The sequence below is a fragment of the Rossellomorea aquimaris genome (genome assembly GCF_020171925.1).
GTDB lineage: Bacteria > Bacillota > Bacilli > Bacillales > Bacillaceae_B > Rossellomorea > Rossellomorea aquimaris_F.
The window spans coordinates 595373-621226 of the sequence record NZ_JAIVAR010000003.1 but is presented as its reverse complement, the minus strand read 5'-3'; the positions used below and the strand labels follow the sequence as shown (position 1 = coordinate 621226).

At 47.3% G+C, this 25854-nt stretch carries 24 protein-coding genes and 1 riboswitch; of the genes, 20 read left to right on the top strand and 4 right to left on the bottom strand.

Translation table 11 applies throughout. The features are described from left to right. Window positions 1–342: hypothetical protein (locus LCM10_RS14350; RefSeq protein ID WP_224876947.1), on the bottom strand; the 342-nt coding region annotated here is incomplete at its 3' end. A 7-nt stretch (window positions 343–349) separates the two neighbouring features. Then, window positions 350–1225, bottom strand: coding sequence for a TetR/AcrR family transcriptional regulator (locus LCM10_RS14345; RefSeq protein WP_224876946.1), 876 nt, complete (start codon window positions 1223–1225; stop codon window positions 350–352). A gap of 160 nt (window positions 1226–1385) precedes the next feature. On the opposite strand from LCM10_RS14345, the gene LCM10_RS14340 reads away from it, so the two are divergent. The 15 genes from LCM10_RS14340 (at window position 1386) to purD (ending at window position 18005) form a co-directional block, all read left to right on the top strand. Continuing rightward, window positions 1386–2897, top strand: a complete 1512-nt coding sequence (locus LCM10_RS14340; protein WP_224876945.1) for a DHA2 family efflux MFS transporter permease subunit — start codon at window positions 1386–1388, stop codon at window positions 2895–2897. 818 nt (window positions 2898–3715) lie between these two features. Continuing rightward, window positions 3716–4246 carry a DUF2179 domain-containing protein gene (locus tag LCM10_RS14335; protein ID WP_412103408.1) on the top strand — a complete coding sequence of 177 codons (531 nt, stop codon included), beginning with the start codon at window positions 3716–3718 and terminating at the stop codon, window positions 4244–4246. Then, the gene (locus LCM10_RS14330) at window positions 4243–4443 is read left to right on the top strand and encodes an NETI motif-containing protein (RefSeq protein ID WP_224876943.1); all 201 of its coding nucleotides are present in this window, start codon (window positions 4243–4245) and stop codon (window positions 4441–4443) included. Before LCM10_RS14335 ends, LCM10_RS14330 begins: the two co-directional genes overlap by 4 nt. Window positions 4444–4530: 87 nt before the next feature. Then, window positions 4531–4632: riboswitch (purine riboswitch) on the top strand. Between the two features lie 148 nt (window positions 4633–4780). Then, window positions 4781–5260, top strand: coding sequence for a 5-(carboxyamino)imidazole ribonucleotide mutase (gene purE, locus LCM10_RS14325; RefSeq protein ID WP_224876942.1), 480 nt, complete (start codon window positions 4781–4783; stop codon window positions 5258–5260). Then, window positions 5247–6407 (top strand): 5-(carboxyamino)imidazole ribonucleotide synthase, encoded by a 1161-nt coding sequence (purK, locus tag LCM10_RS14320; RefSeq protein ID WP_224876941.1) that lies wholly within the window; start codon window positions 5247–5249, stop codon window positions 6405–6407. The genes purE and purK overlap by 14 nt, the downstream gene beginning before the upstream one ends. Beyond that, window positions 6404–7702, top strand: coding sequence for an adenylosuccinate lyase (gene purB, locus LCM10_RS14315; RefSeq protein ID WP_224876940.1), 1299 nt, complete (start codon window positions 6404–6406; stop codon window positions 7700–7702). The genes purK and purB overlap by 4 nt, the downstream gene beginning before the upstream one ends. 106 nt (window positions 7703–7808) lie before the next feature. Further along, window positions 7809–8534, top strand: a complete 726-nt coding sequence (gene purC / locus LCM10_RS14310; RefSeq protein ID WP_224876939.1) for a phosphoribosylaminoimidazolesuccinocarboxamide synthase — start codon at window positions 7809–7811, stop codon at window positions 8532–8534. Continuing rightward, window positions 8522–8776, top strand: coding sequence for a phosphoribosylformylglycinamidine synthase subunit PurS (gene purS / locus LCM10_RS14305; RefSeq protein WP_032085443.1), 255 nt, complete (start codon window positions 8522–8524; stop codon window positions 8774–8776). Before purC ends, purS begins: the two co-directional genes overlap by 13 nt. Next, window positions 8773–9459, top strand: coding sequence for a phosphoribosylformylglycinamidine synthase subunit PurQ (gene purQ, locus LCM10_RS14300; RefSeq protein ID WP_224876938.1), 687 nt, complete (start codon window positions 8773–8775; stop codon window positions 9457–9459). Before purS ends, purQ begins: the two co-directional genes overlap by 4 nt. Then, entirely contained in the window at window positions 9443–11677 is a 2235-nt protein-coding gene (gene purL, locus LCM10_RS14295; protein WP_224876937.1) for a phosphoribosylformylglycinamidine synthase subunit PurL, read from the top strand. The genes purQ and purL overlap by 17 nt, the downstream gene beginning before the upstream one ends. After that, window positions 11653–13074 carry an amidophosphoribosyltransferase gene (gene purF / locus LCM10_RS14290; protein ID WP_224876936.1) on the top strand — a complete coding sequence of 474 codons (1422 nt, stop codon included), beginning with the start codon at window positions 11653–11655 and terminating at the stop codon, window positions 13072–13074. The genes purL and purF overlap by 25 nt, the downstream gene beginning before the upstream one ends. Before the next feature lie 13 nt (window positions 13075–13087). Further along, window positions 13088–14128 carry a phosphoribosylformylglycinamidine cyclo-ligase gene (purM, locus tag LCM10_RS14285; protein WP_224876935.1) on the top strand — a complete coding sequence of 347 codons (1041 nt, stop codon included), beginning with the start codon at window positions 13088–13090 and terminating at the stop codon, window positions 14126–14128. 13 nt (window positions 14129–14141) lie between these two features. Further along, a complete protein-coding gene (purN, locus tag LCM10_RS14280) occupies window positions 14142–14717 on the top strand; it encodes a phosphoribosylglycinamide formyltransferase (RefSeq protein ID WP_224876934.1) in 576 nt (191 codons plus the stop codon). Between the two features lie 117 nt (window positions 14718–14834). Then, window positions 14835–16370 carry a bifunctional phosphoribosylaminoimidazolecarboxamide formyltransferase/IMP cyclohydrolase gene (gene purH, locus LCM10_RS14275; protein WP_224876933.1) on the top strand — a complete coding sequence of 512 codons (1536 nt, stop codon included), beginning with the start codon at window positions 14835–14837 and terminating at the stop codon, window positions 16368–16370. A gap of 363 nt (window positions 16371–16733) precedes the next feature. Beyond that, the gene (gene purD, locus LCM10_RS14270; RefSeq protein WP_224876932.1) at window positions 16734–18005 is read left to right on the top strand and encodes a phosphoribosylamine--glycine ligase; all 1272 of its coding nucleotides are present in this window, start codon (window positions 16734–16736) and stop codon (window positions 18003–18005) included. On the opposite strand, the gene LCM10_RS20880 is transcribed toward purD, so the two are convergent. Both LCM10_RS20880 and LCM10_RS20790 read right to left on the bottom strand, forming a co-directional pair. Then, window positions 17983–18096, bottom strand: coding sequence for an EYxxD motif small membrane protein (locus LCM10_RS20880; RefSeq protein ID WP_412103400.1), 114 nt, complete (start codon window positions 18094–18096; stop codon window positions 17983–17985). The genes purD and LCM10_RS20880 overlap by 23 nt on opposite strands. A gap of 79 nt (window positions 18097–18175) precedes the next feature. After that, on the bottom strand, window positions 18176–18667 hold the full coding sequence (locus LCM10_RS20790; protein ID WP_318247499.1) for a DUF2892 domain-containing protein: 492 nt from the start codon (window positions 18665–18667) through the stop codon (window positions 18176–18178). 245 nt (window positions 18668–18912) lie between these two features. On the opposite strand from LCM10_RS20790, the gene LCM10_RS14260 reads away from it, so the two are divergent. The 5 genes from LCM10_RS14260 to pcrA all read left to right on the top strand — a co-directional run bounded on the left by LCM10_RS14260 (window position 18913) and on the right by pcrA (window position 25680). Further along, window positions 18913–20652, top strand: coding sequence for an adenine deaminase C-terminal domain-containing protein (locus tag LCM10_RS14260; RefSeq protein ID WP_224876931.1), 1740 nt, complete (start codon window positions 18913–18915; stop codon window positions 20650–20652). 45 nt (window positions 20653–20697) lie between these two features. Further along, window positions 20698–21738, top strand: a complete 1041-nt coding sequence (locus LCM10_RS14255) for a DUF3048 domain-containing protein (protein WP_224876930.1) — start codon at window positions 20698–20700, stop codon at window positions 21736–21738. Window positions 21739–21758: 20 nt separating this feature from the next. Beyond that, complete coding sequence (locus tag LCM10_RS14250; protein WP_224876929.1) at window positions 21759–22064, top strand: YerC/YecD family TrpR-related protein; 306 nt, start codon at window positions 21759–21761, stop codon at window positions 22062–22064. 613 nt (window positions 22065–22677) lie between these two features. Further along, window positions 22678–23364, top strand: coding sequence for a heptaprenylglyceryl phosphate synthase (locus LCM10_RS14245; protein WP_224876928.1), 687 nt, complete (start codon window positions 22678–22680; stop codon window positions 23362–23364). A 78-nt stretch (window positions 23365–23442) separates the two neighbouring features. Further along, on the top strand, window positions 23443–25680 hold the full coding sequence (gene pcrA, locus LCM10_RS14240; RefSeq protein WP_224876927.1) for a DNA helicase PcrA: 2238 nt from the start codon (window positions 23443–23445) through the stop codon (window positions 25678–25680). Window positions 25681–25854 lie beyond the last annotated feature (174 nt).

Here is a 25854-nt window from a genome sequence, read left to right as displayed (position 1 = left end):
GGAGCAATCCTGGTTTTGGATTGATCGTTTTTCATGCCCCACCAAACGAAGTGCGGTAGGATTACAGGACAAAAATTTCTCATTTTGTATTGTCCACTTTCTTGACAGAAGACCATTATTATCAAAACTAGCCTCTTTCTCGGTTTTCGCCACCCTGATACCCTCTGCCTCTTCAACACTATCCGCTGCCCGACTCCAGTAGCCCTCGAATCCGTACCTATGGACGAACAACCATTCCACCAAAACAGTAAGCCCATTCATTTGTCTGTTCCAAATCACCCCCACCTGCACTGCAACAAAAAAAGCTGCCGATTCAATCACAATCGGCAGCTTTACTATCAAGTCCATCTTATTTTATTGATTTTAAATAATACCAAACCATATTCGTGAACTTGTGGGCGTGTGTTTCAATCTCTGTATCGTTGAATAGCTGGTGAAATGGCTTCAGCAGCGGTTTTAGGACGACTTTGCGGATGCGTTCGCGCTGTAACTCTTTGACGATGGCATCTAGCAGGTCCTCTTGCTCTTCGTTGAGGCGATATTGTTGCCGAAGAAGATCGGCCAGTTCCAAGACGTCCGCTTTTGTCACTGTATCCTTACTGATGTTGGATTGTAATAGATCAATAGAAGAGTGGTTGAGTAATGCTGTTCCATTATTCAACATGTACGGGATGATCAGTTCGGTATAGGACAGGATGACGTTGGCCAATTGTTTTAACGAAAAGGTACTGTTGGTCACGCGCAAGGTGAATGCCATGTAGTGAAGCATGCCATAAAACAGTACGGTTGCTTCGAATGAAACGTCACGTACTTCATCTCCCATCACTTCGATAAACCGATTGGACAACCATTCCATTTCGTACATCCGGTGCTGCATGACGAGTTTCTTTAATTCTGCCTCGTTGGATGAGAGGATGGCTTCAAATAATACACTTAAATTCCGTTCTGCATTCAGGCGCATAAGGATGACGATCTGATCGACAAATACTTCGCGGTCCTTTGTATCCTTGCCTATTTGCATCGCTACCCGCTGCTGGCTGGCATCGTAGCGCAAGTATTCGAGAATATCGGCAATACAATCATTTTTTGAGGAAAAATAATTGTAGAATGTCCCTTTTGAAATGTTTGCTTTATCGATGATTTCCTGTATCGATGTTTGTTGGAAACCTTTTTCAATAAACAGTGATAAAGCGATATCTGCTACTTTCCTTTTTCGATTATTCATACCTTCCTCCAGTCTTTTCACTATATGTAAGTATAAAATTCTTACACTGGAAATACAACAATTTATACTCTTGGTATAAAAGTGTTGATTTATTTATACTATCGGTATAAAATGATTCGAGTAACAAAATAAATGCATAACAAATAAAAGGGATGAGGATATGAATTCTACAATTCAACAAAATAAACCACCTTATTTGATGTTGGCTATCTTGTTCATTGGAGCTTTTGTCGCGTTTCTGAACAACTCGCTATTGAATGTGGCGTTGCCTTCGATCATGATGGATTTAGAAATAAAGGATTACTCTACGGTCCAATGGCTTGCGACAGGCTATATGCTGGTGAGTGGGGTATTGATTCCGGCATCTGCGTTTTTGATTACACGCTTCTCCAATCGCAGTCTGGTGATTACTTCATTAACGATTTTTGCGCTTGGGACGGCATTGGCTGCATTCGCCCCTAACTTTGGCGTATTGCTAACAGGGCGTATGGTGCAGGCAGCAGGCGCTTCGGTAATGGGACCGTTGTTGATGAATATTATGCTCGTCAGCTTCCCACGTGAAAAACGCGGGGCTGCGATGGGAGTTTTCGGCCTGGTGATGATTACGGCACCAGCAATCGGTCCTACTCTCTCCGGATATATCGTTGAGTATCACGATTGGCGTTTATTATTCGAAATGATTTTGCCATTGGCAATCATAAGTTTACTACTGGCTGTTTGGAAATTCAGAAATGTGATGGATCAAAATAAAGAAGCTACTCTTGATTATTTATCACTGGTCTTATCTTGTATCGGTTTCGGTGGATTACTGTATGGATGCAGTGCCGCAAGTTCCGACGGTTGGACGGATACCGTTGTATTGACGACGTTGATCGTCGGCGGGATCGCGTTGATTGCATTCATCATCCGCCAGTTAAAGATCGATGAACCATTATTGAATCTTCATGTATACAAATATCCGATGTTTGCTCTTGCATCCGTGATTGCGATTGTCAATGCGGTTGCGATGTTCTCAGGGATGATCCTTACACCTGCTTATGTGCAAAGCGTACGCGGCATATCCCCGCTTGATTCAGGGTTGATGATGTTGCCGGGTGCGATCATCATGGGAATCATGTCTCCGATTACAGGGAAACTGTTCGATAGATTCGGTCCTCGTCTATTATCCCTTACAGGTCTGATGATTACGGCAGTTTCGACGTATATGCTTGCCAACCTGCAGCTTGATACGACATACAAGCATATCATCATGATCTATACACTTCGACTGTTCGGGATGTCGATGGTCATGATGCCAATCATGACGAACGGATTGAATCAATTACCGAACCGTTTGAATCCGCATGGTACGGCAGTCAACAATACGGCACAGCAAGTATCGGGCTCGATTGGAACAGCCATCCTGATCACGATCATGAACACAGTGGCCAAGACGGAAGCTGAAAGCTTGATGAGCGGTGTGGATCCTGCCACCATTACGGATGCATCAACCGCTGCTTTGACACAGCAATCCCTTTTGGCGGGTATCCAGTATTCATTCTACGTAGCCCTAGGTATCAATCTCGTCGCCCTTGTACTCGCGCTCTTTGTTAAACGGGTCGACACAAGCGAAGACGCCGTCAACAAAATAGAAGAACAAAACCAACCAACATCCAAACCAGCAACGGTTTAATGACAAAGTAAAAAAAGGTTCAACGACAAAGATGAATTCTCATCACAACCGTCGTTGAACCTTTTTAAATTATATCTTGATTGGAGAGGATTCTTAAATTAGGCATCTCCAATACGGTTGAAAAAAGCTTGGTATTAGTTTGTTTCTATATATAACATGTTCCAGCTGTTGATTGGAGTGAAAGACGAAGACTCCGATTGAATAGAGGCGGGTGGCATAAGATGAATCGGCCACGAAGGCGTTCTTTGCCTTCTTGGTCGGTTTATGACATGTGCCTCTAAGCCCTGGAGCTGGACAATTCCTCGTTCAATGCTAACGAGGCTCACAGGCTACCCGCGGAAAGCGAAGTCTTTCACGGAAATCAACAGCGGTGTTCAAAAGAGTTCTTTTCATGTTTTTACACAAAAAAATAGACAAAAGCTACAGCAAAGCTTTTGTCACCAAATAAAGAAATTTAGAATGAGCCTCATTTTATAAAGATTTAAACACGAAAGAAGTAGTTGGCTTCCCCGTGTCGAGGAGTGAAATCTTTATTCATAAGCAAGTCTAATGATAATGGGTGAAAAAGTGAAAACTATTAAAGAAAGATTAGAATTTGATGAGAAAATGAATTTAGCCTAATTTCGTGGATGTGTCCTGATCCTACCGCAGTCATACTGGGGAAAAACGGATGATTTCTAAAAATTGTCATCGTAGTCGCATGGGTAATTTTGATTTGTATGGTTTTTATTTTGGCATTTTTCTAGTAGAATTAATACTTAATTTGAACATGTTATAGAGTAAGGAGGCTTGTACAGTTGTTAGAGAATAGTGTGATGATGGTGTTGATCATCTTGGTAATAAATATTGTGTACGTTTCGTTTTTTACGATCCGGATGATTTTGACGTTGAAGGGTTACCGGTATTTCGCGGCATTTGTCAGTACGTTTGAGGTGGTCATTTATGTGGTCGGTCTCGGGCTTGTATTGGACAACCTGAATGAAATCCAGAATCTGATTGCATATGCGGTCGGGTACGGGATCGGTGTCATTGTCGGAATGAAGATTGAAGAGAAGCTTGCCTTGGGGTATATTACGGTTAACGTGATCACAAAGGAATATGATAAGGCGTTGCCTGATGAGCTCCGCTCGAAAGGGTATGGAGTGACGAACTGGGAAGCGAATGGATTGGAAGGGAATCGGATGGCACTTCAGATCCTGACTCCACGGAAGTATGAGATGCAGCTTTATGCTACAATCAAGGAGCTTGATCCGAAAGCATTCATCATCGCCTATGAGCCGAAGACGATTCACGGCGGATTCTGGGTGAAGACGGTCCGAAATATACGTAAAGGAAAAATCAAAGTATGAGTAAACAGAAGCTGTTATTTGAAGTACAGGAACACGAAACGATCGGTGATTGCCTGGATCGTATGAAAGAAGCGGGTTATATGCCGGTCAGACGAATGGAGAAGCCTGTTTTCCAAGAGAAGAAGGACGGTGGGAAAACGGATGTTGTCCCTGTAAGGCAGACAATTGTTTTCGAAGGAAGGAAGATTGAAGACTAATTCTACCGAAATCCGAACATTAATTTTCAGACATTTAAAATCGTTCGATAATTCGTTGACAGTGCCATGAAATCACGGTATGATGAAGACAAATGAATCGAATACCCTCATATAATAATGGGAATATGGCCCGTAAGTTTCTACCTGGCTGCCGTAAACGGCCGGACTATGAGGGGAAGTGACTTGTCTGGAGACAGAATCGTCATAAGACCCTGGTGTAAGGGCTGATTTTGTACGGTTAAAATACCCAGATCAATTGCTTTCTCTCATGTAAGAGAACAATTGATCTGGGTATTTTTTTATAAAAAAAGATTACTAGTTGGAGGTGCCTGTCACGATGATATCGGTCATTATGGGAAGTACGTCAGATTGGGAAACGATGAAGCATGCATGTGACATTCTGGAGGAGCTTGACATTCCGTATGAGAAACGGGTCGTTTCGGCTCACAGAACACCTGATTATATGTTTGAATACGCAGAGGCTGCGAGGGATAAAGGAATCAAGGTCATCATTGCAGGAGCGGGCGGCGCGGCCCATCTTCCTGGCATGGTGGCGGCAAAGACGACTCTTCCGGTCATCGGGGTCCCGGTCCAATCGAAGGCGCTTAATGGGTTGGATTCACTCTTATCCATCGTACAGATGCCGGGCGGTGTGCCGGTTGCGACGGTTGCAATCGGGAAGGCGGGAGCGACGAATGCAGGTCTACTTGCAGCACAGATCCTATCCATCGAAGATAAAGAGCTCGCAGGTACACTTGAGAATAGACGGGAAGCATTAAGGGAAAAAGTGATGGAAAGCGGTGATGACCTTGTTTAAGAAAACGATTCTGCCAGGACAGACGATCGGAATCATCGGCGGCGGGCAACTTGGCCGGATGATGGCTCTTGCGGCAAAGCATAACGGCTTCAGGATTGCGGTATTGGATCCTTCCCCGGCATCGCCTTGTGCACAGGTTGCGGACTTGGTGATCACGGCTCCTTTCGATCAATATGAGGCGCTCGACCGCCTTGCCGAGGCATCGGACGTGATTACATATGAATTCGAAAATATCGATTATGAAGCATTGAAATGGCTTTCGGGCAGGGCGTACCTGCCACAGGGAGCGGAGCTGATCCGCATCACACAGGACCGGATCACCGAGAAAGAGGCCCTCACACTCGCAGGTGTTGAAGTGGCACCCTATGCTGTGATTCACCAGGAAGAAGACATCTATGATAATATAGAAAAGCTTGGGCTACCAGCCGTTCTAAAGACATCAAGGGGCGGATATGACGGCAAAGGGCAATTCGTGATCCGGAGAGTGGAAGAAGTAACGGAAGCGGCAGCTCTTCTTGAGAGTGGACCGTGCGTACTTGAAAAATGGATTCCGTTCGAAAGAGAGTTATCGGTGATTGTGACAAGGAACCCTGACGGACAGCAGACGCATTTTCCTGTAGTGGAAAATATCCATGTTGATAACATCCTGCATGAAACGATTGCGCCTGCACGCATCGCTGAAGACATAGCAAGAAAAGCGATCGGGATGGCGGAGAAAATCAGCGAGACGCTTGATCTTGTCGGAACGCTTGCCATTGAAATGTTCCTGACGGAAGATGGTTCCATCTATATCAATGAACTGGCACCGAGACCTCATAATTCAGGACATTACTCAATCGAAGCGTGCGATTCGTCACAGTTCGCACAGCATATCAAAGCGATTTGCAACTGGCCGCTTGTTCAGCCTTCCTTATTAAAGAACGCTGTGATGGTTAACCTATTAGGTGAACATATCGAGCCTATCATGAAGGAAATTCCAAATCACCCGGATTGGTTCATCCACCTTTATGGCAAGGATGTCCCGAAGTCGAAACGGAAGATGGGCCACGTGACCATCTTGACGGATGACGTTGATGAAACGATGGAGACGGTCAATGAAGCCGGTGTTTGGAAGGTACAGGAAAAGATCGGAGGACGAACGAAATGATTGAACGCTATACACGCCCGGAAATGGGAGCGATTTGGACAGAGGAAAATAGGTTTCAAGCTTGGCTTGAAGTGGAGATCCTTGCATGTGAAGCATGGGCTGAAATCGGCGATATCCCGAAAGAAGATGTGGCGAAAATCCGTGAGAATGCAGGCTTTAATGTAGACCGCATCAAAGAAATCGAAGAGGAAACACGACATGATGTTGTGGCTTTCACAAGAGCCGTTTCTGAAACGCTTGGAGAAGAAAGAAAATGGGTCCATTACGGCCTGACATCGACAGACGTCGTTGACACGGCGCTTTCGTATCAATTGAAACAGGCGAATAAGATCATCATGAACGATCTTGAACGATTCGTTGAGATTTTGAAGAATAAAGCGATCGAGCATAAGCACACGGTCATGATGGGGAGAACGCATGGTGTCCATGCCGAGCCGACGACTTTCGGTTTGAAGCTTGCCCTTTGGTATGAAGAGATGAAGCGTAACGTAGACCGTTTTAAAACAGCTGCTGACGGAGTGGAATTCGGTAAGATTTCCGGAGCGGTCGGAACATACGCCAACATCGATCCATTCGTTGAAAAGTATGTGTGTGAGAAGCTTGGCATCAAGCCGGCACCAGTATCCACACAGACGCTTCAGCGTGATCGCCATGCTCACTACATGAGCACACTAGCGTTGATTGCGACTTCGATTGAGAAGTTTGCAGTGGAAGTACGCGGACTTCAGAAGAGTGAAACGCGTGAAGTGGAAGAATTCTTTGCAAAAGGTCAAAAGGGTTCATCCGCCATGCCTCATAAGCGAAATCCGATCGGTTCTGAGAACATGACTGGGATGGCCCGCTTGATCAGAGGATACATGATGACGGCATACGAAAATGTACCGTTATGGCATGAACGTGACATCTCTCATTCTTCAGCTGAACGTGTGATCCTGCCGGATGCAACGATCGCCCTTAATTACATGTTGAACCGCTTTGGCAATATCGTGAAGAATTTGACGGTATTCCCTGAGAATATGAAGCGCAACATGGATCGTACGCTCGGATTGATCTACTCGCAGCGCGTCCTTCTTGCCTTGATCGATAAAGGCATGGCGCGTGAAGAGGCATATGACACCGTGCAGCCGAAGGCGATGGAAGCATGGGAGAAACAGGTTCCGTTCCGTTCACTGATCGAGGAAGACGGTACGATCACATCCAAGCTTTCTCCAGCTGAAATCGATGATTGCTTCGATTATAATTACCACCTCCAGCATGTGGATACGATTTTTGAACGCTGCGGATTGGTGGAATAAGCACTTAGACAAAAGGATAGGGAAGGGGTTTTGACAAGATCCCTCCCTTTTTTTATCGGGATATAGACTGAAGATTGCCAATATTGACATAACAGGGGGATTTCACATGGAAAAAGGGACGCTTTTATACGAAGGAAAAGCGAAGCAAATTTATTCCACCAGTGATGAAGAAGTCGTTTGGATCCAGTACAAGAATTCCGCCACTGCTTTTAACGGGGAGAAGAAAGCGGATATTGATGGCAAAGGGGTTTTAAATAATCAGATTTCGAGTCTGCTATTTTCAAAGCTTGCAGAACAGGGGATCGAGAGTCATTTCATCAAGCAGCTGTCCGATCATGAACAGCTGGTGAAGCGGGTCGACATTATTCCGCTCGAAGTGGTCGTCCGGAATGTGATCGCAGGAAGCCTTTCAAAGCGCCTTGGCATTGAAGAGGGAACCGAGATGAGGAAGCCGATCATCGAATTTTATTATAAAAATGATGACCTTGGGGATCCGCTTATTACGGATGATCACATTGATTACCTGGAGATTGCTACTCATGAGGAACGTGCAAAGCTAAGGGAGATGGCCCTTCAAGTAAATGAAGTATTACAAGGGATTTTCAAAGATGCAGGTGTCATTTTAGTAGATTTCAAGCTTGAATTCGGCAAGGGCAGTGACGGTCAGATCCTATTGGGGGATGAGATATCACCTGATACATGCCGCCTATGGGACGCTGAAACAAAGCAGAAGCTCGACAAAGATGTGTTCAGACGAGAGTTAGGTAGTTTAACAGAAGTATATTCAATCATATTAGAACGCTTAGGGGGAAAACATCCATGTACAAAGTAAAGGTTTATATCACATTAAGAGAAAGTGTATTAGATCCTCAAGGAAGTGCCGTTAAACAGGCGCTGCATTCAATGGAGTTCAAAGCGGTTGAAGATGTGCGTGTCGGAAAATATATGGAACTAACTCTTCCATCTACTGTAGAGAATGTCGAAGCGGCAGTTGAAGAAATGTGTCACCGCCTGCTCGCGAATCCTGTCATCGAGGATTATCGATATGAAATCGAGGAGAGTGTGGCTCAATGAAGTTTGCAGTGATTGTATTTCCGGGTTCGAACTGTGACATTGATATGTACCATGCAATCAAGGATGAAATCGGGGAGGAAGTCGATTACGTTTGGCATGATGATGTTTCGCTTGAAGGCTATGATGCGATCTTACTTCCAGGCGGATTCTCTTATGGCGATTACCTGCGCTCAGGGGCGATCGCACGTTTCTCGAACGTTATGAAAGAAGTTGTGAAAGCAGCAGAAGCAGGGAAGCCGGTACTCGGTGTCTGCAACGGATTTCAAATCTTATTGGAAACAGGCTTGCTACCAGGGGCGATGCGCCGCAATGACAGCCTGAAATTCATCTGCAAGACCGTTCCATTAACGGTTGAAAACAACGGAACGATGTTCACAAGCAGCTATGAAAAAGGAGCGGAAATCAGAATCCCGATCGCTCACGGAGAAGGGAATTATTTCTGCGACGACGAGACGCTTGAAAGCCTGAAGGAGAACAACCAGATCGTGTTCACCTACAGCGATGAAAATCCGAACGGAAGCGTGGCGGATATCGCGGGGATCACGAACGAGCGCGGAAATGTCCTTGGGATGATGCCTCACCCGGAACGTGCGATGGATACTTTATTAGGTAGTGAAGACGGGAAGAAACTTTTTCAATCGATTGTCAAACACTGGAGGGAAAAACATGTCGTTAATGCTTGAACCAACCCCATCAAAGGTGAAAGAAGAACAGCTTTATCGTGAAATGGGATTAACAGACGAAGAATTTTCAATGGTGGAAAACATCCTGGGAAGAACACCTAACTACACGGAGACCGGACTTTTCTCGGTCATGTGGTCAGAACACTGCAGCTATAAAAATTCCAAGCCTGTCCTTAGGAAATTCCCGGTAACAGGCGAACGTGTTCTTCAAGGACCTGGAGAAGGAGCTGGGATTGTTGATATCGGCGATGATCAGGCGGTGGTATTCAAAATCGAAAGCCATAACCACCCTTCAGCGATTGAACCTTATCAAGGAGCGGCGACGGGTGTCGGGGGCATTATACGTGATGTATTCTCGATGGGAGCGAGACCTATTGCACTCCTCAACTCATTACGCTTTGGAGAATTGGATTCTCCTCGTGTTCAGTATCTATTTAAAGAAGTAGTCGCGGGTATCGCAGGCTACGGTAACTGCATCGGAATCCCGACGGTCGGAGGGGAAGTCCAATTTGATTCAGCTTATGAAGGGAATCCGCTCGTCAACGCCATGTGTGTCGGATTGATCGATCATAAGGATATCAAAAAAGGCCAGGCGCACGGTGTCGGCAACACGGTTATGTATGTCGGGGCTAAAACGGGACGTGACGGAATCCACGGTGCGACATTCGCTTCAGAAGAATTGAACGAAGGGTCAGAGGAAAAGCGTCCTGCCGTCCAGGTCGGAGATCCGTTCATGGAGAAGCTTCTGTTGGAAGCCTGCCTGGAGCTTGTCCAAAACGATGCACTTGTCGGGATTCAGGATATGGGGGCAGCCGGATTGACGAGCTCGTCTGCAGAGATGGCGTCCAAAGCCGGTTCAGGAATCGAAATGAATCTTGATCTTGTGCCTCAACGTGAAAGAGGCATGACTGCCTATGAAATGATGCTTTCGGAATCACAGGAACGCATGCTGATCGTCGTTGAAAAGGGCCGCGAACAGGAGATTGTCGACCTCTTTTCAAAATACGATTTAGAAGCGGTCTCAATCGGAAAGGTGACCGATGATAAGCGTCTTCGCCTTCTTCATAAAGGGGAAGTCGTGGCGGATGTCCCAGTCGATGCCCTTGCAGAGGAAGCGCCAGTGTACCATAAACCTTCTGAGGAAGCGGCATACTACAAAGAGTTCCAAGCGATGGAAACACCGGTTCCACAAGTGGAAGACTATAAAGGAACGTTGATGGCTTTATTGCAGCAGCCGACAATCGCAAGTAAAGAATGGGTGTATGACCAATACGATCACCAAGTCAGGACGAGTACGGTCGTCAGCCCGGGATCGGATGCAGCAGTCGTCCGTGTGCGCGGTACGAGAAAAGCACTTGCCATGACGACGGATTGCAACTCTCGCTATCTTTATTTGGATCCTGAAGTGGGCGGGAAGATCGCAGTAGCGGAAGCGGCACGTAATATCGTGTGCTCAGGAGGAATCCCACTTGCGATCACAGACTGCCTGAACTTCGGTAATCCGGAGAAGCCTGAAATCTTCTGGCAGATCGAGAAGTCTGTCGACGGAATGAGTGAAGCGTGCCGTGAGCTATCAACACCGGTCATTGGCGGAAACGTATCACTCTATAACGAATCGATGGGAACGGCTGTTTACCCTACTCCAGTAGTCGGCATGGTCGGACTTGTGGAAGACCTTGATCATATTACGACTCAAAGCTTCAAGGAAGCGGGAGATCTTATTTATCTCATCGGAGAGACACATGCTGAATTCGGCGGAAGTGAGCTCCAAAAGATGACGGAAGGGAAGATCTTCGGTCAGGCACCTGGCATTGACTTGAAAGTCGAGCTTCGTCGTCAAATGCAGCTTCTTGAAGCCATTCAAAAAGGACTTGTCGCTTCTGCCCATGACATCGCGGAGGGTGGCCTTGCCGTTGCTCTAGCGGAGTCTACATTCGGTACAAAGGGATTGGGAGCGGAAATCTTTGTAGACGGAGACTGCCATGTTTCCGAGTTATTCAGTGAAACACAATCACGCTTCCTGGTTTCCGTCAAACCAGAAAATCGAGAAGCGTTTGAAAAACTAGTAGGGGAAGCGAAGACAGTCGGAGCGGTGAAGAAAGACGGCGAAATCACGATCGCATCCCGTCAAGGTGACATTCTTATACAGGCGACTGCTGATGAACTGGAGTCAGCCTGGAGAGGAGCAATTCCATGCTTGCTGAAATCAAAGGCTTAAATGAAGAATGCGGCGTGTTCGGGATTTGGGGACACCCGAACGCCGCCCAAATCACATATTATGGCCTTCACAGTCTGCAGCATCGCGGACAGGAAGGGACCGGGATCGTCGTATCGGATGGGGATACGCTGCGCGGTCACAAAGGGGAAGGGCTTGTTACGGAGGTTTTCCAGGAAGGTTCGATCGAGAAGCTGACTGGATACGGTGCAATCGGACACGTACGCTATGCGACTGCCGGGGGCGGAGGATATGAAAATGTCCAGCCGCTCCTGTTCAACTCGCAAAGTGGCGGACTTGCTCTTGCGCACAATGGAAATCTGGTCAATGCGAATGCCTTGAAGCATCAGCTAGAGGGGCAAGGGAGCATTTTTCAAACAACTTCTGACACAGAAGTGTTGGCTCACTTGATCAAAAGAAGTGGTTATCATCAATTGAAGGACCGTGTCAAGAACGCGCTGACGATGTTAAAAGGGGCTTACGCGTTTCTCGTCATGACGGAAACAGAGATGATGGTGGCACTTGATCCGCATGGTCTGCGTCCGCTGTCGCTTGCAAAGCTCGGGGATGCGTACTGCGTGGCATCTGAGACGTGTGCCTTTGATATTGTGGGGGCTGAATTTGTCAGGGATATCGAACCTGGTGAGCTCCTGATCATCAATGATGAGGGAATCACCTCGGAACGGTTCAGTTTTTCAGGTGGGAATGCGATGTGTACGATGGAATACGTCTATTTCTCAAGACCTGATAGCAATATTCAAGGAATCAATGTCCATTCCGCCCGTAAGCGGATGGGGATGGAGCTTGCGTATGAAGCTCCGATTGAAGCGGATGTTGTAACCGGTGTGCCTGATTCAAGTATTTCAAGTGCGATCGGATATGCAGAGGCATCCGGGATCCCTTATGAAATGGGTCTCATTAAGAACCGCTATGTCGGGCGTACATTCATCCAGCCATCACAATCCCTTCGTGAACAGGGTGTGAAGATGAAGCTTTCCCCTGTAAGAGGGGTAGTGGAAGGGAAGCGCGTCGTGATGGTGGATGACTCGATCGTGCGCGGAACGACGAGCAGAAGGATCGTGACGATGCTGAAGGAAGCGGGAGCGAAGGAAGTGCATGTATGCATCAGTTCCCCTCCTATTAAAAATCCGTGCTTCTACGGAATTGATACCTCGACGCATGAAGAGCTGATTGCGTCTAGTAATTCAATAGAAGAGATGCGTCAGATCATCGGGGCGGACTCATTGACATTTTTAAGTACAGAGGGTGTATTGAAAGCGATCGGGCGCAATGACTCTTCAGAAACACGCGGTCAGTGCATGGCTTGTTTCACTGGGAAGTATCCGACGGAAATTTATCCGGATACCCTTCATCCTCATGAAAAAGAGCTTGTGAAATAGGGGGAGATTCGAAATGGCGAATGCATATCGTCAGGCAGGCGTGGACATCGAAGCAGGTTATGAATCTGTTGAACGAATGAAAAAACATGTGAAGCGGACCGCACGCGAAGGTGTGATGGGTCAGCTCGGAAGCTTTGGCGGGATGTTTGACTTATCCCATCTTGGCTTGAAGGAACCTGTCCTTGTTTCAGGGACTGACGGGGTCGGGACGAAGCTGAAGCTTGCATTCATGGCCGACCGTCATGACACGATCGGCATCGACTGTGTTGCGATGTGCGTCAATGATATCGTTGTGCAAGGCGCGGAGCCGCTTTATTTCTTAGATTATATAGCGACCGGAAAGGCTCATCCGGCAAAAATAGAAGGTATTGTAAAAGGGATTGCGGACGGATGTGAACTGGCGGGCTGTGCACTGATCGGCGGTGAAACAGCCGAAATGCCAGGAATGTATACAGATGAAGAATACGATATCGCAGGTTTTTCAGTCGGTGCCTGTGAGAAGAAAGAAATCATCACCGGGGAGAAAATTTCTGAAGGAAACATGTTAATCGGACTCGGTTCGAGTGGTATACACAGTAATGGGTACTCTTTAGTACGAAAGATCTTTTTTGAAGATCATTCCTTCGCACTTGAAGATGCTTTGCCGGAGCTCGACACTACACTTGGAGAAACGCTGCTTACCCCGACGAAGATTTATGTGAAACCGGTGCTTGACGTTTTAAAGCGTTATCGTGTGAATGGGATGTCCCATATCACCGGAGGCGGGTTCATCGAGAACATCCCTAGGATGCTTCCACAAGGGCTCGGGGCAGTCATTCATGAAGGAAGCTGGGAAACACCGGCGATCTTTGATGCCCTGAAGAAGTACGGGGAAATCCCGCATGAGGAAATGTACAATATCTTCAACATGGGGATCGGTTTCGTGCTCGCAGTGGAGGAAGAAGACGCAGAGAACATTGTCGCTTTATTGAAAAATCAGGGTGAAGCGGCCTTCATCATCGGTACCGTTTCGAAAGGTGAAGGAGTACAATTCGTACAAAAACCGAGTCAGTAATGGAGGCTTAGTCATGAGACAGATTGCCATTTTCGCATCAGGAAGCGGAAGTAATTTTCAAGCATTAGTGGATGCTGTCCAAGCTGGTACGCTGAAGGCGAATATCAAGCTCCTTGTATGCGACCAGCCAGGGGCCTTTGTGATTCACAGGGCCCAGTCGGCGGGGATCCCCACCTTCGTATTCCGCGCCAAGGATTATGAAAATAAGGAAGCATTCGAGGGTGAGATCAAGCATCAGCTTGAAGCTGCCGGCGTGGATTTCATCGTGCTCGCCGGGTATATGAGGCTGATCGGCCATACGCTGCTGGAGAGCTACGGGGGAAGGATCGTCAATATCCACCCGTCCCTCCTGCCTTCTTTTCCAGGCAAGGATGCAATCGGGCAGGCGCTTGAAGCCGGCGTGAAAATCACCGGTGTGACCGTTCACTACGTGGACGCTGGCATGGATACGGGCGAAATCATCGCCCAGGACATCGTCCGCGTCACCACGGGGGAAACACGGGAATCACTACAGGACAAAATCCAGCATGTCGAGCACCATCTATATCCGACAACCCTCAACCACCTCTTCCTGACCACAGGCTACTAAAGCACCTCAGGAACACCAACAACCAACCTTTGCTTTATCATGGTAGTGTGGTAAAGTGGTGAGGGACGTACCTTGAAAAAGGTCGATGAAACGTGACTAGTTAGAGGAGGAGCCATTTTGAAGAAAAGAGCATTGATCAGTGTTTCAGATAAAAGTGGAATCGTGGAGTTCACTCAAGAGCTAATCGATTTAGGATACGAAATCATTTCAACAGGCGGGACGAAAAAACTTCTTTCAGATAGCGGGCTGGAAGTGAAGGGAGTCGAAGAGGTGACCGGCTTTCCTGAAATACTTGAAGGTCGTGTGAAGACTCTTCATCCATCCATTCACGGCGGTCTGCTTGCGAAGAGGGGAGAAGATTCCCACCGCAAACAGCTTGAGGAACAAGGCATCGAAGGGATCGACCTTGTTTGCGTCAATCTGTATCCTTTCCAGCAAACCATCGCAAAACCGAATGTCGGCGTCGACGAAGCCATCGAGAATATCGATATCGGTGGACCGACGATGCTTCGTGCAGCAGCGAAGAACCATGCGTATGTAACGGTTGTCGTCGATGCACTTGATTACGATCAAGTCATCACGGAATTGAAGCTGAACGGGGAGGTCTCCCATGAGAACCGCCGCAAGCTTGCCGCAAAAGTGTTCCGCCATACCGCAGCATACGATGCACATATTGCGGCTTACATGACGGAAGTGTCCGGTGAAGAGAATCCGGAACGCATGACAATGACATATGAGTTGAAGCAAAACCTTCGCTACGGGGAAAACCCACATCAAAAGGCCTCATTCTACCGTGCGCCGCTTGGTTCCGAGTTTTCTGTCGCAATGGCAAGACAGCTTCACGGAAAAGAGCTTTCCTATAACAACATCAATGATGCCAATGCTGCCTTGCAGATTGTGAAGGAGTTCAATGAGCCGGCAGCAGTTGCCGTCAAGCATATGAATCCATGCGGAGTCGGTGTAGGTGAGACGATCAACGAAGCTTTCTCGAAAGCATATGAAGCAGACTCCACCTCCATCTTTGGAGGGATCATCGCGTTGAACCGTGTGGTCGATGAAGAGACGGCCAAACAGCTACATGAAATCTTCCTTGAAATCGTCATCGCCCCATCTTTCAGCGATGAAGCATTCGAGATTCTTTCAAGCAAGAAGAACCTGCGTTTATTGACGGTGCCATTCGAATCAACGAACAAACTCGAGGAGAAGCTCACTACAGTGGAAGGCGGTCTTCTCGTCCAGTCCGATGACACGTTCACACTGGAAAATGCCGACGTCCGGGTCGTCACAAAGCGCGAGCCGACAGAAGAAGAGTGGGCAAGCATGAAACTTGGCTGGAAAGTGGTCAAACACGTGAAATCCAACGCAATCGTCCTGACCGATTCACAAATGACGATCGGAGTGGGCGCAGGACAGATGAATCGTGTCGGCGCAGCCAAGATCGCAATCGAACAAGCGGGAGAAAGAGCGGTCGGATCAAGCATGGCTTCTGACGCGTTCTTCCCGATGGATGATACCGTCGAAGCGGCCGCCAAAGCGGGCGTCACAGCCATCATCCAACCAGGCGGATCGATCCGGGATGAAGATTCGATCAAGAAAGCGGACGAACACGGAATCACGATGGTGTTCACTGGCGTACGTCATTTTAAACATTAAGGTAATGGGGAGTTAGGTTTGAGTAGGTGGTCTGGGTGCTGGGACGGATAGTTGGGTTGGGTGCCTGGCATAAATCGAGTATATTGTGCCAGGCACAAATCGGCTGAAATGTGCCAGGCACGGACGGGTTCCGGAGTGTACCAGGTACATTCAAAGTAATTTGTACGGGGTACAAGGACGACTTTTTGTACCAGGTACAACAGAAGCAGTTTGTACCAGGTACACCCCTCACTAACCACCCAACTCCAATCCCACTCCACCCCAATGCGTTAACGCAGTGAGGGACGTACCTTAAATTTTTGATTTTCATCATCTTCCCCTCCTCGTTAATGGGAGGGGTTCTTTATAAGGGGGCTTTTGTTAATGAAGGTACTTGTAATCGGGCGCGGTGGCCGCGAGCATGCCATTGCCAGGAAGTTGGCAGAGAGCAAAAGTGTTACGAACGTATTCTGTGCACCCGGGAATCCGGGGATGGCGGAAGTGGCGGATCGAATTGCCATCAACGAGACGGACACCGGGGCTCTGATTTCTTTTGTGAAGGAGAAAGGGATCGATTTTACGGTAGTAGGCCCTGAAAATCCGCTGCTAGAAGGGATTGTCGATGAGTTCCAAGCGAATGGATTAAGGGTATTCGGACCGACTAAGAATGCAGCCATCATTGAAGGCAGCAAATCATTTGCGAAAGATTTAATGAAAAAATATGAGATTCCGACTGCAGCTTATGAGGTATTTACGGATCTTGAAGCAGCGGCAGACTATATCAAGCAAGTAGGCGCACCGATCGTCATCAAGGCAGACGGTTTGGCTGCAGGCAAAGGTGTGGTTGTAGCGCAAACGGTAGAAGAGGCACTGATGGCACTTGAAGAAATGCTTCTTGGGAAGAAATTCGGTGATGCTTCCGTGAAAGTGGTCGTGGAAGAATGTCTCGTAGGTGAAGAATTCTCCCTGATGGCTTTTGTCAAAGGGGAGAAGGTGTATCCGATGGTCATCGCTCAGGACCATAAGCGTGCGTTGGATGGGGACCAGGGTCCGAACACAGGTGGAATGGGCGCTTATTCGCCGGTACCGCATATCCCTGATGAGGCTGTGCAAGAAGCGGTGTCTACGGTCCTGCACCCTACAGCGAAAGCCATGGTGGAAGAGGGGCGTTCCTTTACCGGTATTCTCTATGCAGGGCTGATGCTGACAGCGGATGGCCCGAAAGTGATCGAGTTCAATGCCCGTTTCGGCGACCCTGAAACACAAGTGGTCCTGCCGCGCCTGGATTCTGACTTTGGGCTGATCATCAATGATTTACTCAATGACAAACACATCGATCTCCGATGGAAGAACGATGCGATCCTTGGCGTCGTGCTTGCGTCAGAAGGCTATCCGGATCATTATGAAAAAGGCGTGCGCCTGCCGGACCTGGACCTCCTTCAGGAAAATACGCTTTCCTACCATGCCGGTACTGCCCTTGATGAGGAAGGCAGACTGGTCACTGACGGGGGTAGGGTGTTATTGATCGCATCCGAAGCCGAAACAGTCGAAGCGGCTTACCACAAGGTTTATGACGAATTGAATAAACTTGATACTACAGGTCTTTTCTATAGAAGGGACATCGGGAAAAAGGCTATCTCACCCGTCTCTTCCTAGTCCTGCGGATATAGACATAAGCGATGGCGACAATGCCGCCAATCAACGAGAACAACACATAAGACATATCAGTCAAGTATTCCCAAAACATAACGTGCAGCTCCTTTCGAAGATGGTTTAACACATTAACGTAATGAGGGACGTACCTTTAAAAGGGCGTCCCTCTTTGTTTAAATTTGAGTGAATCCCTGGTTATCGAAGTTACTCTTTTTGCTGGATGAATTTCCGAGGTCATCATTCAATGCTTCCTGGACTTCTTTGTTGGACAATTCTTCAGGGTTGAAGTCGTTGTCTTTCTTGGTGGAAGCAGATCCTGTATTGTGTTCATGCGTCTCGGTACCACTGAAAGAGTGGTCTTCACCCTTCTTCTTGTCCGAATTCAACATATCCTTCATATTGAACATGTCCATGCCTTTGAGACCTCCAAGGCCTTTGGACTTGTGATCACCATCATGGTCCCCGTTCCTATCCATCAGATCCACGACAGGGCAGTAGCGAAGGATTCCTTCGCCGACCTTCATGGCACCAATCACCGCCATGACGAGGTATGAATCCCTCCATGGACGTTTGACAAGCTTTGCGGTTGCCCATGTGAGGGTGGTGAATCCAACTGTAATGCGAATCAGGGCATTGATGATCCCGATGTTTGATGTAACTTTCATGTGTAACTCCTCCTTGATAGAAAATTCACATAATTGTTGTAAACCTTTAATGCGTTAAAAGACAAAATATGTTAACATGAATGAAAGCCCTTTCTTTAGAAGGGATCCTTCATATTATCAGTAGTTGGCTGATAGGAAGGAGAATAGGTTTCACCTGTCAAATCAACCAATAGAAAGACCTTAAATAGGTTTTTTTCATATTTTGCGAAAACAGACAATACCATCCCACCAGAGGAGTGTTCGCCTTGGAACAGCGCTACAGATGGAAGAATAAACAACTGCGGGAACACGTTCAGGTTCTCGACGGAGAGAGATCTCCAACCATCCTTTTGAAAAATGCTACATATCTGCATTCAACGATGAAGAAATGGGTGCAGGGACACATCTGGGTGTACGAAGACCGTATCGTTTACACAGGAGATCGACTGCCTGAATCCATGGAGGGCTGTGAAGTCGTGGATTGCTCTTCACAATACCTCGTTCCCGGTTATATTGAACCGCATGTACATCCGTTTCAGCTTTATAATCCCCAAACTTTTTCCAAGTATGCATCCCAAACGGGTACAACGACATTTGTGAATGATAATCTCATGATGTTTTTGTTATTGGGAAGAAAGAAAGCGTTTTCTTTACTGGATGAGTTTCAGTCCCTTCCCTATTCGATGTACTGGTGGACCCGGTTTGATTCACAAACCGAGATGGTCGATGAAGACATCATCTTCTCGAACGGTGATGTGAAGTCGTGGCTGGAGCATGACAGGGTCGTACAGGGCGGCGAGCTGACCGCTTGGCCGAGGCTGCTCGAGGGTGATGACCTGATGCTTCACTGGATGCAGGAAGCCAAACGGATGGGCAAAATCGTCGAAGGCCATCTCCCGGGATCTTCCGATAAAACGATTGCGAAGCTCGGGCTGCTCGGAATTGACGGAGATCATGAATCGATGACAGGGGAAGACGTGTACAAGAGGCTCATCCAGGGACTCACAGTGACGCTTCGCCATTCATCAATCCGTCCCGACTTGCCTGAGCTCTTGGAGGGCCTTGAGAAAATGGGGATCGACCATTACGATTCCATCCTGCTCACGACGGACGGATCCACACCTGCTTTTCATGAAAAAGGTGTATTGAACGTATTGCTTCAAATGATCATAGACAAAGGGATATCACCGATCGAAGCGTATAATATGGCAAGTCATAATGCGGCCAGATACTATAATCTGACTCACCTGCACGGATTGATCGCGACTGGAAGGGTAGCGAATATCAACTTCCTCGACAGCAAAGAGAATCCAACGCCGGTTTCCGTCCTTTCAAAGGGACAGTGGGTTCTTCGGGACAGCGAGCCAGTGGAGCAAGATCACGAAATCCATTGGGAAAAGAATGGTTTCACACCCCTTTCGCTCGATTGGGATGTGACGTATGATGACCTTCAGTTCTCCATGCCATTCGGGATCGAGATGGTCAATGATGTCATCACCAAGCCGTATTCCATCAACATCAATCCCTCTCCTGATGAACTAGGGGAAGACCACGACCAATCGTTCCTGATGCTCCTTGACCGGAATGGGAAGTGGAGGATCAGTACGCTGTTGAAAGGCTTTGCCGACAGAGTGAAAGGATTCGCATCCTCGTACTCCAATACGGGTGACATCATCTTGATCGGGAAAAATAAATCCGACATGATTGCAGCATTCGATCGAATGAAGGAAATCGGCGGCGGAATCGTCCTGACAGAAGGCGGCGAAGTTCTTCACGAAATCCCTCTTCCCCTCGGCGGCCTGCTTTCGAAAAAAGACATGCCGGAACTGATCGAGGAAGAGAAGACAATGAAAGCATTGTTAGCAGAGAGGGGATACAAGTTTTCCGATCCGATTTATACACTGCTCTTCCTGCAATCGACCCACTTGCCTTATATCAGGATGACACAGAAGGGAATCTATGATGTAATGAAGAAAACGGTACTCTTTCCAACGATAATGCGTTAAAATATGAAAGTATAGGATATAGATTAAATAGGGGTGTTACGTTTCATGCTTAAAAAGCCACTTATTATTTTGTTAAGTGCACTGACCCTTGCAGCATGCAGCTCTGACCAGGATGAGGCAGGTAAAAAACCTGCGAAGGAAGAGAATGCAGCGCCCGTGGCTAATGAAAGTGTTGAGAACACAATGAAGTTTCAATCGCCTCTTACAGGTGAAGAAATGAAGGAAGAACCGACCAATCGTTCCGTAGCCGTGATGGTGAATAACCATCCGAAAGCAAGGCCCCAATCGGGTCTTTCTAAGGCGGACATCGTATATGAAGTACTCGCGGAAGGCGACATCACGAGGTTCCTTGCCATTTTTCAAAGCAAGCAGCCCGAGAAAATCGGTCCGGTCCGCAGCGCGAGGGATTATTATATCGACCTTGCCAAAGGATACGACAGCCTTTACATCGCACACGGCTACAGTCCGGAAGCGAAAGCCATGCTTACGAGCGGTGAAATAGACAATCTGAACGGCATCCAATACGACGGTAAGCTATTCAAGCGTGCGGAATTCAGGAAGGCTCCCCATAATTCATATATTTCTTTTGAAAATATCAAAAAAGGGGCAAAAATGAAAGATTACCCGATGGATACACCCCCTGAGTCATTACGCTTCCTATCAAAGGACGATAAAGTGAACGGGGAGACTGCAGGTTCCATCATGATTTCCTATTTCAATAACCCGCTGTTTGACGTCGTATACGAATATAATGAGGACGAAGGAAAATATGAACGCTATTCAAATGGTGAGCAGACGAAGGATTATGATACCGGAGATCCGGTCCTCCTTGAGAACATCCTGATCGCCGAAACACCTCATAAAGTCATCGACAGTGCCGGCAGACGGGATATCGACCTTCAATCGGGCGGAAACGCCTATCTCATGCAGGACGGTAAGCTCCGTGAAGTCCAGTGGAAGAATGTTGACGGAAGAATCCTGCCTTTCGAGAACGGGGAACCCTTACCGCTTCGAAAAGGTGCAACCTGGATCAATATCATACCGAGCTCTCCTGGACTAACAGGATCTGTCTCGTATCAACAATAGAGTGAAAAAGGAGACTACTTATGCAAATAAACAAACTAAGAGGAAAAGAACTGGACCAGCTATTCAAAGCCATCCTTTCTTTGCAGGACATGGAAGAATGCTATCGCTTCTTCGACGACCTATGCACAATCAATGAAATCCAATCCCTAGCACAGCGTCTCGAAGTGGCACGCATGCTTCAGGAAGGCAAGACCTATCACAAGATCGAAACAGAAACAGGCGCAAGCACAGCCACCATCTCCCGCGTCAAACGCTGCTTGAACTACGGCAACGATGCCTATCAGCTTGTCCTTGATCGTGTTCATGAAAAAACAGAAGAGAAATAATGAGAAAGCCGTTATCTTGAGAGATAGCGGTTTTTTCTTTTGGGGTTGGGTTGGGTATTGCCGTGGGGGTGTTTTCGTATGGGATCGGGGGGATGGTACGTTAATAGGGGGTGTTTTGGAATAGGGGAGATGTTTTCGCTTGTTGTTTGACTGCTTGATTAGACTTTTTGGGTGAAAATCGTTCGAATTTTGCTGATTCAGTGACTATTAGGATAGGTTTTGATTCAAGGGGGCAGGGACGAGGGTGCAGATTAGAGATTTATGCTCCAAATTTGAGGTTTATGCTCCTAATCGGGGATTTATGCTCCAAACTAGGAATTTATGCTCCTAATATCAGAAATATGCTCCAAATAAGAAATATATGCTCTTATAAGAATCATTCTAATCTAAAACTGCAAACAGGCCTCGCTCAATTCAACGAACAGAACCAAACTAGCACCCACCTTCCAAAATCCAACCCCCCATACCAATCCCCACCCTCAATCCAAATCGAAAAACCCCAACCAAACTAGTAACTTCTAGAAAACCCCTCCAATGAAAGACGAGGTAATGCGACACCCATCTTCACATGATATAATACGTTAGATGGATGTATGAATGGAGGAACGAATGAATGTATGATGTCCGAAAGTGGAGCCATGTCTTTAAATTGGATCCGAATAAACATATAGATGACGAAGAGTTGGAAGCCGTATGCGAATCGGGGACGGATGCGATCATCGTAGGGGGAACGGACGGTGTAACCCTTGAAAAGGTTCTTGATTTAATGGCGCGGATCCGACGCTATACAGTTCCTTGTATTCTGGAGGTTTCAAATTTGGAGTCGATCACACCCGGTTTTGATCTTTATTTTATTCCGATGGTGTTGAATAGCTCGAATACGGATTGGGTGACGGGGCTTCATCATCAGGCGGTCAAGGAATATGGCGAGATCATGAATTGGGATGAAATCCTCGTCGAAGGGTATTGTATATTGAATCCCGATTGCAAAGCGGCGAAGGTGACGGAAGCGAATGCGGACCTCACAAGTGAAGATGTGGCCGGATACGCGATGATGGCTGAGAAAATGTTCAACCTTCCGATCTTCTACCTGGAGTACAGCGGTACTTACGGGGATGTTGAAACAGTGAGGGAAGTGAAAGATTCTTTGGAGAACACGACCCTATTCTACGGAGGCGGCATCAAGACAGCTGAGCAGGCGAAAACAATGGCCGAAGTATCGGATGTGATTGTCGTTGGAAATAGTATATATGACGATTTAAAAGAAGCGTTAAAAACGGTAAAAGCAGTTAAAGGTTAATGTTGGAGGTTTGCCCCTCCTTAGGATATAATAGAGAATAAATACAGAACGTATGTTCGTTATGGTGGTGAGAGAGTTATGCAATTTTTGACTGATCGGTTATTGAATGGAATGAACCCGCAGCAGGCAGAGGCTGTGAAGGCAACAGAAGGTCCCTTGTTGATCATGGCAGGGGCAGGATCCGGAAAGACGAGGGTGCTGACGCATCGGATTGCGTATCTTATGGTGGAAAAAGGGGTGAACCCCTATAACATCCTGGCCATTACGTTTACGAATAAAGCGGCTCGGGAAATGAAGGATCGTATTCACAAGATCCTTGGGGGCGCGTCCGAGGATATCTGGATCTCGACGTTCCACAGCATGTGTGTGCGGATCTTGCGACGGGACATCGACCGGATCGGGATGAACCGTAATTTTACGATTTTGGATTCGACGGATCAGCAGTCCGTGATCAAATCCATTTTGAAAGATAAAAACATCGACCCGAAGAAGTTCGATGCCCGCTCGATCCTCGGGTCAATCAGCTCGGCGAAGAATGAACTGACCACTCCAGAAGAGTTCAGCAAAACGGCGGGTGGCTATTACGACCAAGTCGTATCCGATGTGTACACCGAGTATCAGAAACGTCTTCGCAAGAATCAGGCACTCGACTTCGATGACCTGATCATGACGACGATCCAGCTGTTCCAGCGTGTTCCAGAAGTGCTTGAATTTTATCAGCGCAAGTTCCAGTATATCCACGTCGATGAGTATCAGGATACGAACAGGGCGCAGTATATGCTCGTTAAATTGCTCGCTTCCCGTTTCCAGAATCTTTGCGTTGTAGGGGATTCCGACCAATCCATCTATCGTTGGCGTGGGGCGGATATTGCCAATATCCTTTCGTTTGAAAAAGATTACCCGCGTGCCAATGTCATTCTTCTTGAACAGAATTACCGTTCAACGAAGCGGATCCTGCAGGCGGCGAATGAAGTGATCCAGAAGAACTCAAACCGGAAGCCGAAGAACCTTTGGACAGAGAATCATGATGGTGAAAAGATCTCCTATTACAGGGCGGATTCGGAGCAAACAGAAGCTCAGTTCGTGACAGGCAAGATCAAGGAGATGGTCGAAAGTGGCAAGCGCAAGTACTCTGATTTTGCCATCCTTTACCGTACGAATGCCCAATCCCGTGTAATGGAGGAAGTTCTGCTCAAATCCAATATTGAATACAGCATCGTGGGCGGCATCAAGTTCTACGACAGGAAAGAAATCAAGGATATCCTTGCTTATCTTCGTTTGATTGCGAATCCCGATGATGACATCAGCCTTCAACGTGTCATCAATGTCCCGAAACGGGGCGTAGGTGCGACGTCAATCGATAAAATTGCCCGTTATGCCCAGGATCATGACATTTCCATGTTCGCTGCGCTCGGGGAAGCTGATTTTATCGGATTGAGCCCTAAGATCACCAAAGCCGTGATCGAATTCAAGGAAATGGTCAAGGGTTATACCAATATGCAGGAGTACGTATCGGTGACGGAACTCGTTGAGGAAATCCTCGATAAATCCGGCTACACGGATATGCTGAAAGCTGAAAAATCGATCGAGTCGCAGAGCAGACTGGAAAACTTGGACGAGTTCCTATCCGTTACGAAAAGCTTCGAGCAGTCAAATGATGACAAGAGCCTCGTGGCATTCTTGACGGATCTGGCCTTGGTCGCGGATATCGATAAGCTCGATGAAGACGATCAGCCAAAGGATTCTGTCATCCTGATGACCCTCCATGCTGCGAAAGGACTCGAATTCCCGGTTGTATTCCTGATGGGAATGGAGGAAGGCGTATTCCCTCACAGCCGTTCACTGATGGAAGAAGATGAAATGGAAGAAGAGCGCCGCCTTGCTTATGTCGGGATCACGCGTGCAGAAGAAGAGCTTTATATGACAAATGCACAGATGAGGACCCTTTTCGGACAAACCAAGATGAATCCTGTGTCCAGGTTCATCAGTGAAATCCCTGCAGACCTGCTGGATGATGTCATGGCCGAAAGCAAGAGCAAGAGTCCTTTCTCCACGCCATTCGGCAGATCTTCAGGGGGCGCTCCTTCAAGGCCAGCTCCAAGGAAACCTGTAACCCGTCCGGTCGTTCAAAAGACCACCGGCGGAGAATCGGTATCCTGGCAGGTGGGAGACAAAGCGTCCCATAAAAAGTGGGGAACGGGAACCGTTGTGAGTGTGAAGGGATCCGGGGACAGCGTCGAGCTCGACATCGCATTCCCGAGCCCGACAGGAATCAAGCGATTGCTCGCAAAGTTCGCTCCAATCGAAAAAGCCTGATCAACATGTAGTGGGAGTGAATCATGACATTCACTCCCATGATGTTTATTTTAAGAAATGTTCTCTCACACTAGATGGTGGGAGGGGGCTTCAATTTAAACAAACGTTTGATTAAAGCGAAAAATGCTTGTGCCACCTCACTCTGGAAATTAAACAGTTGTTACATAATGTGAA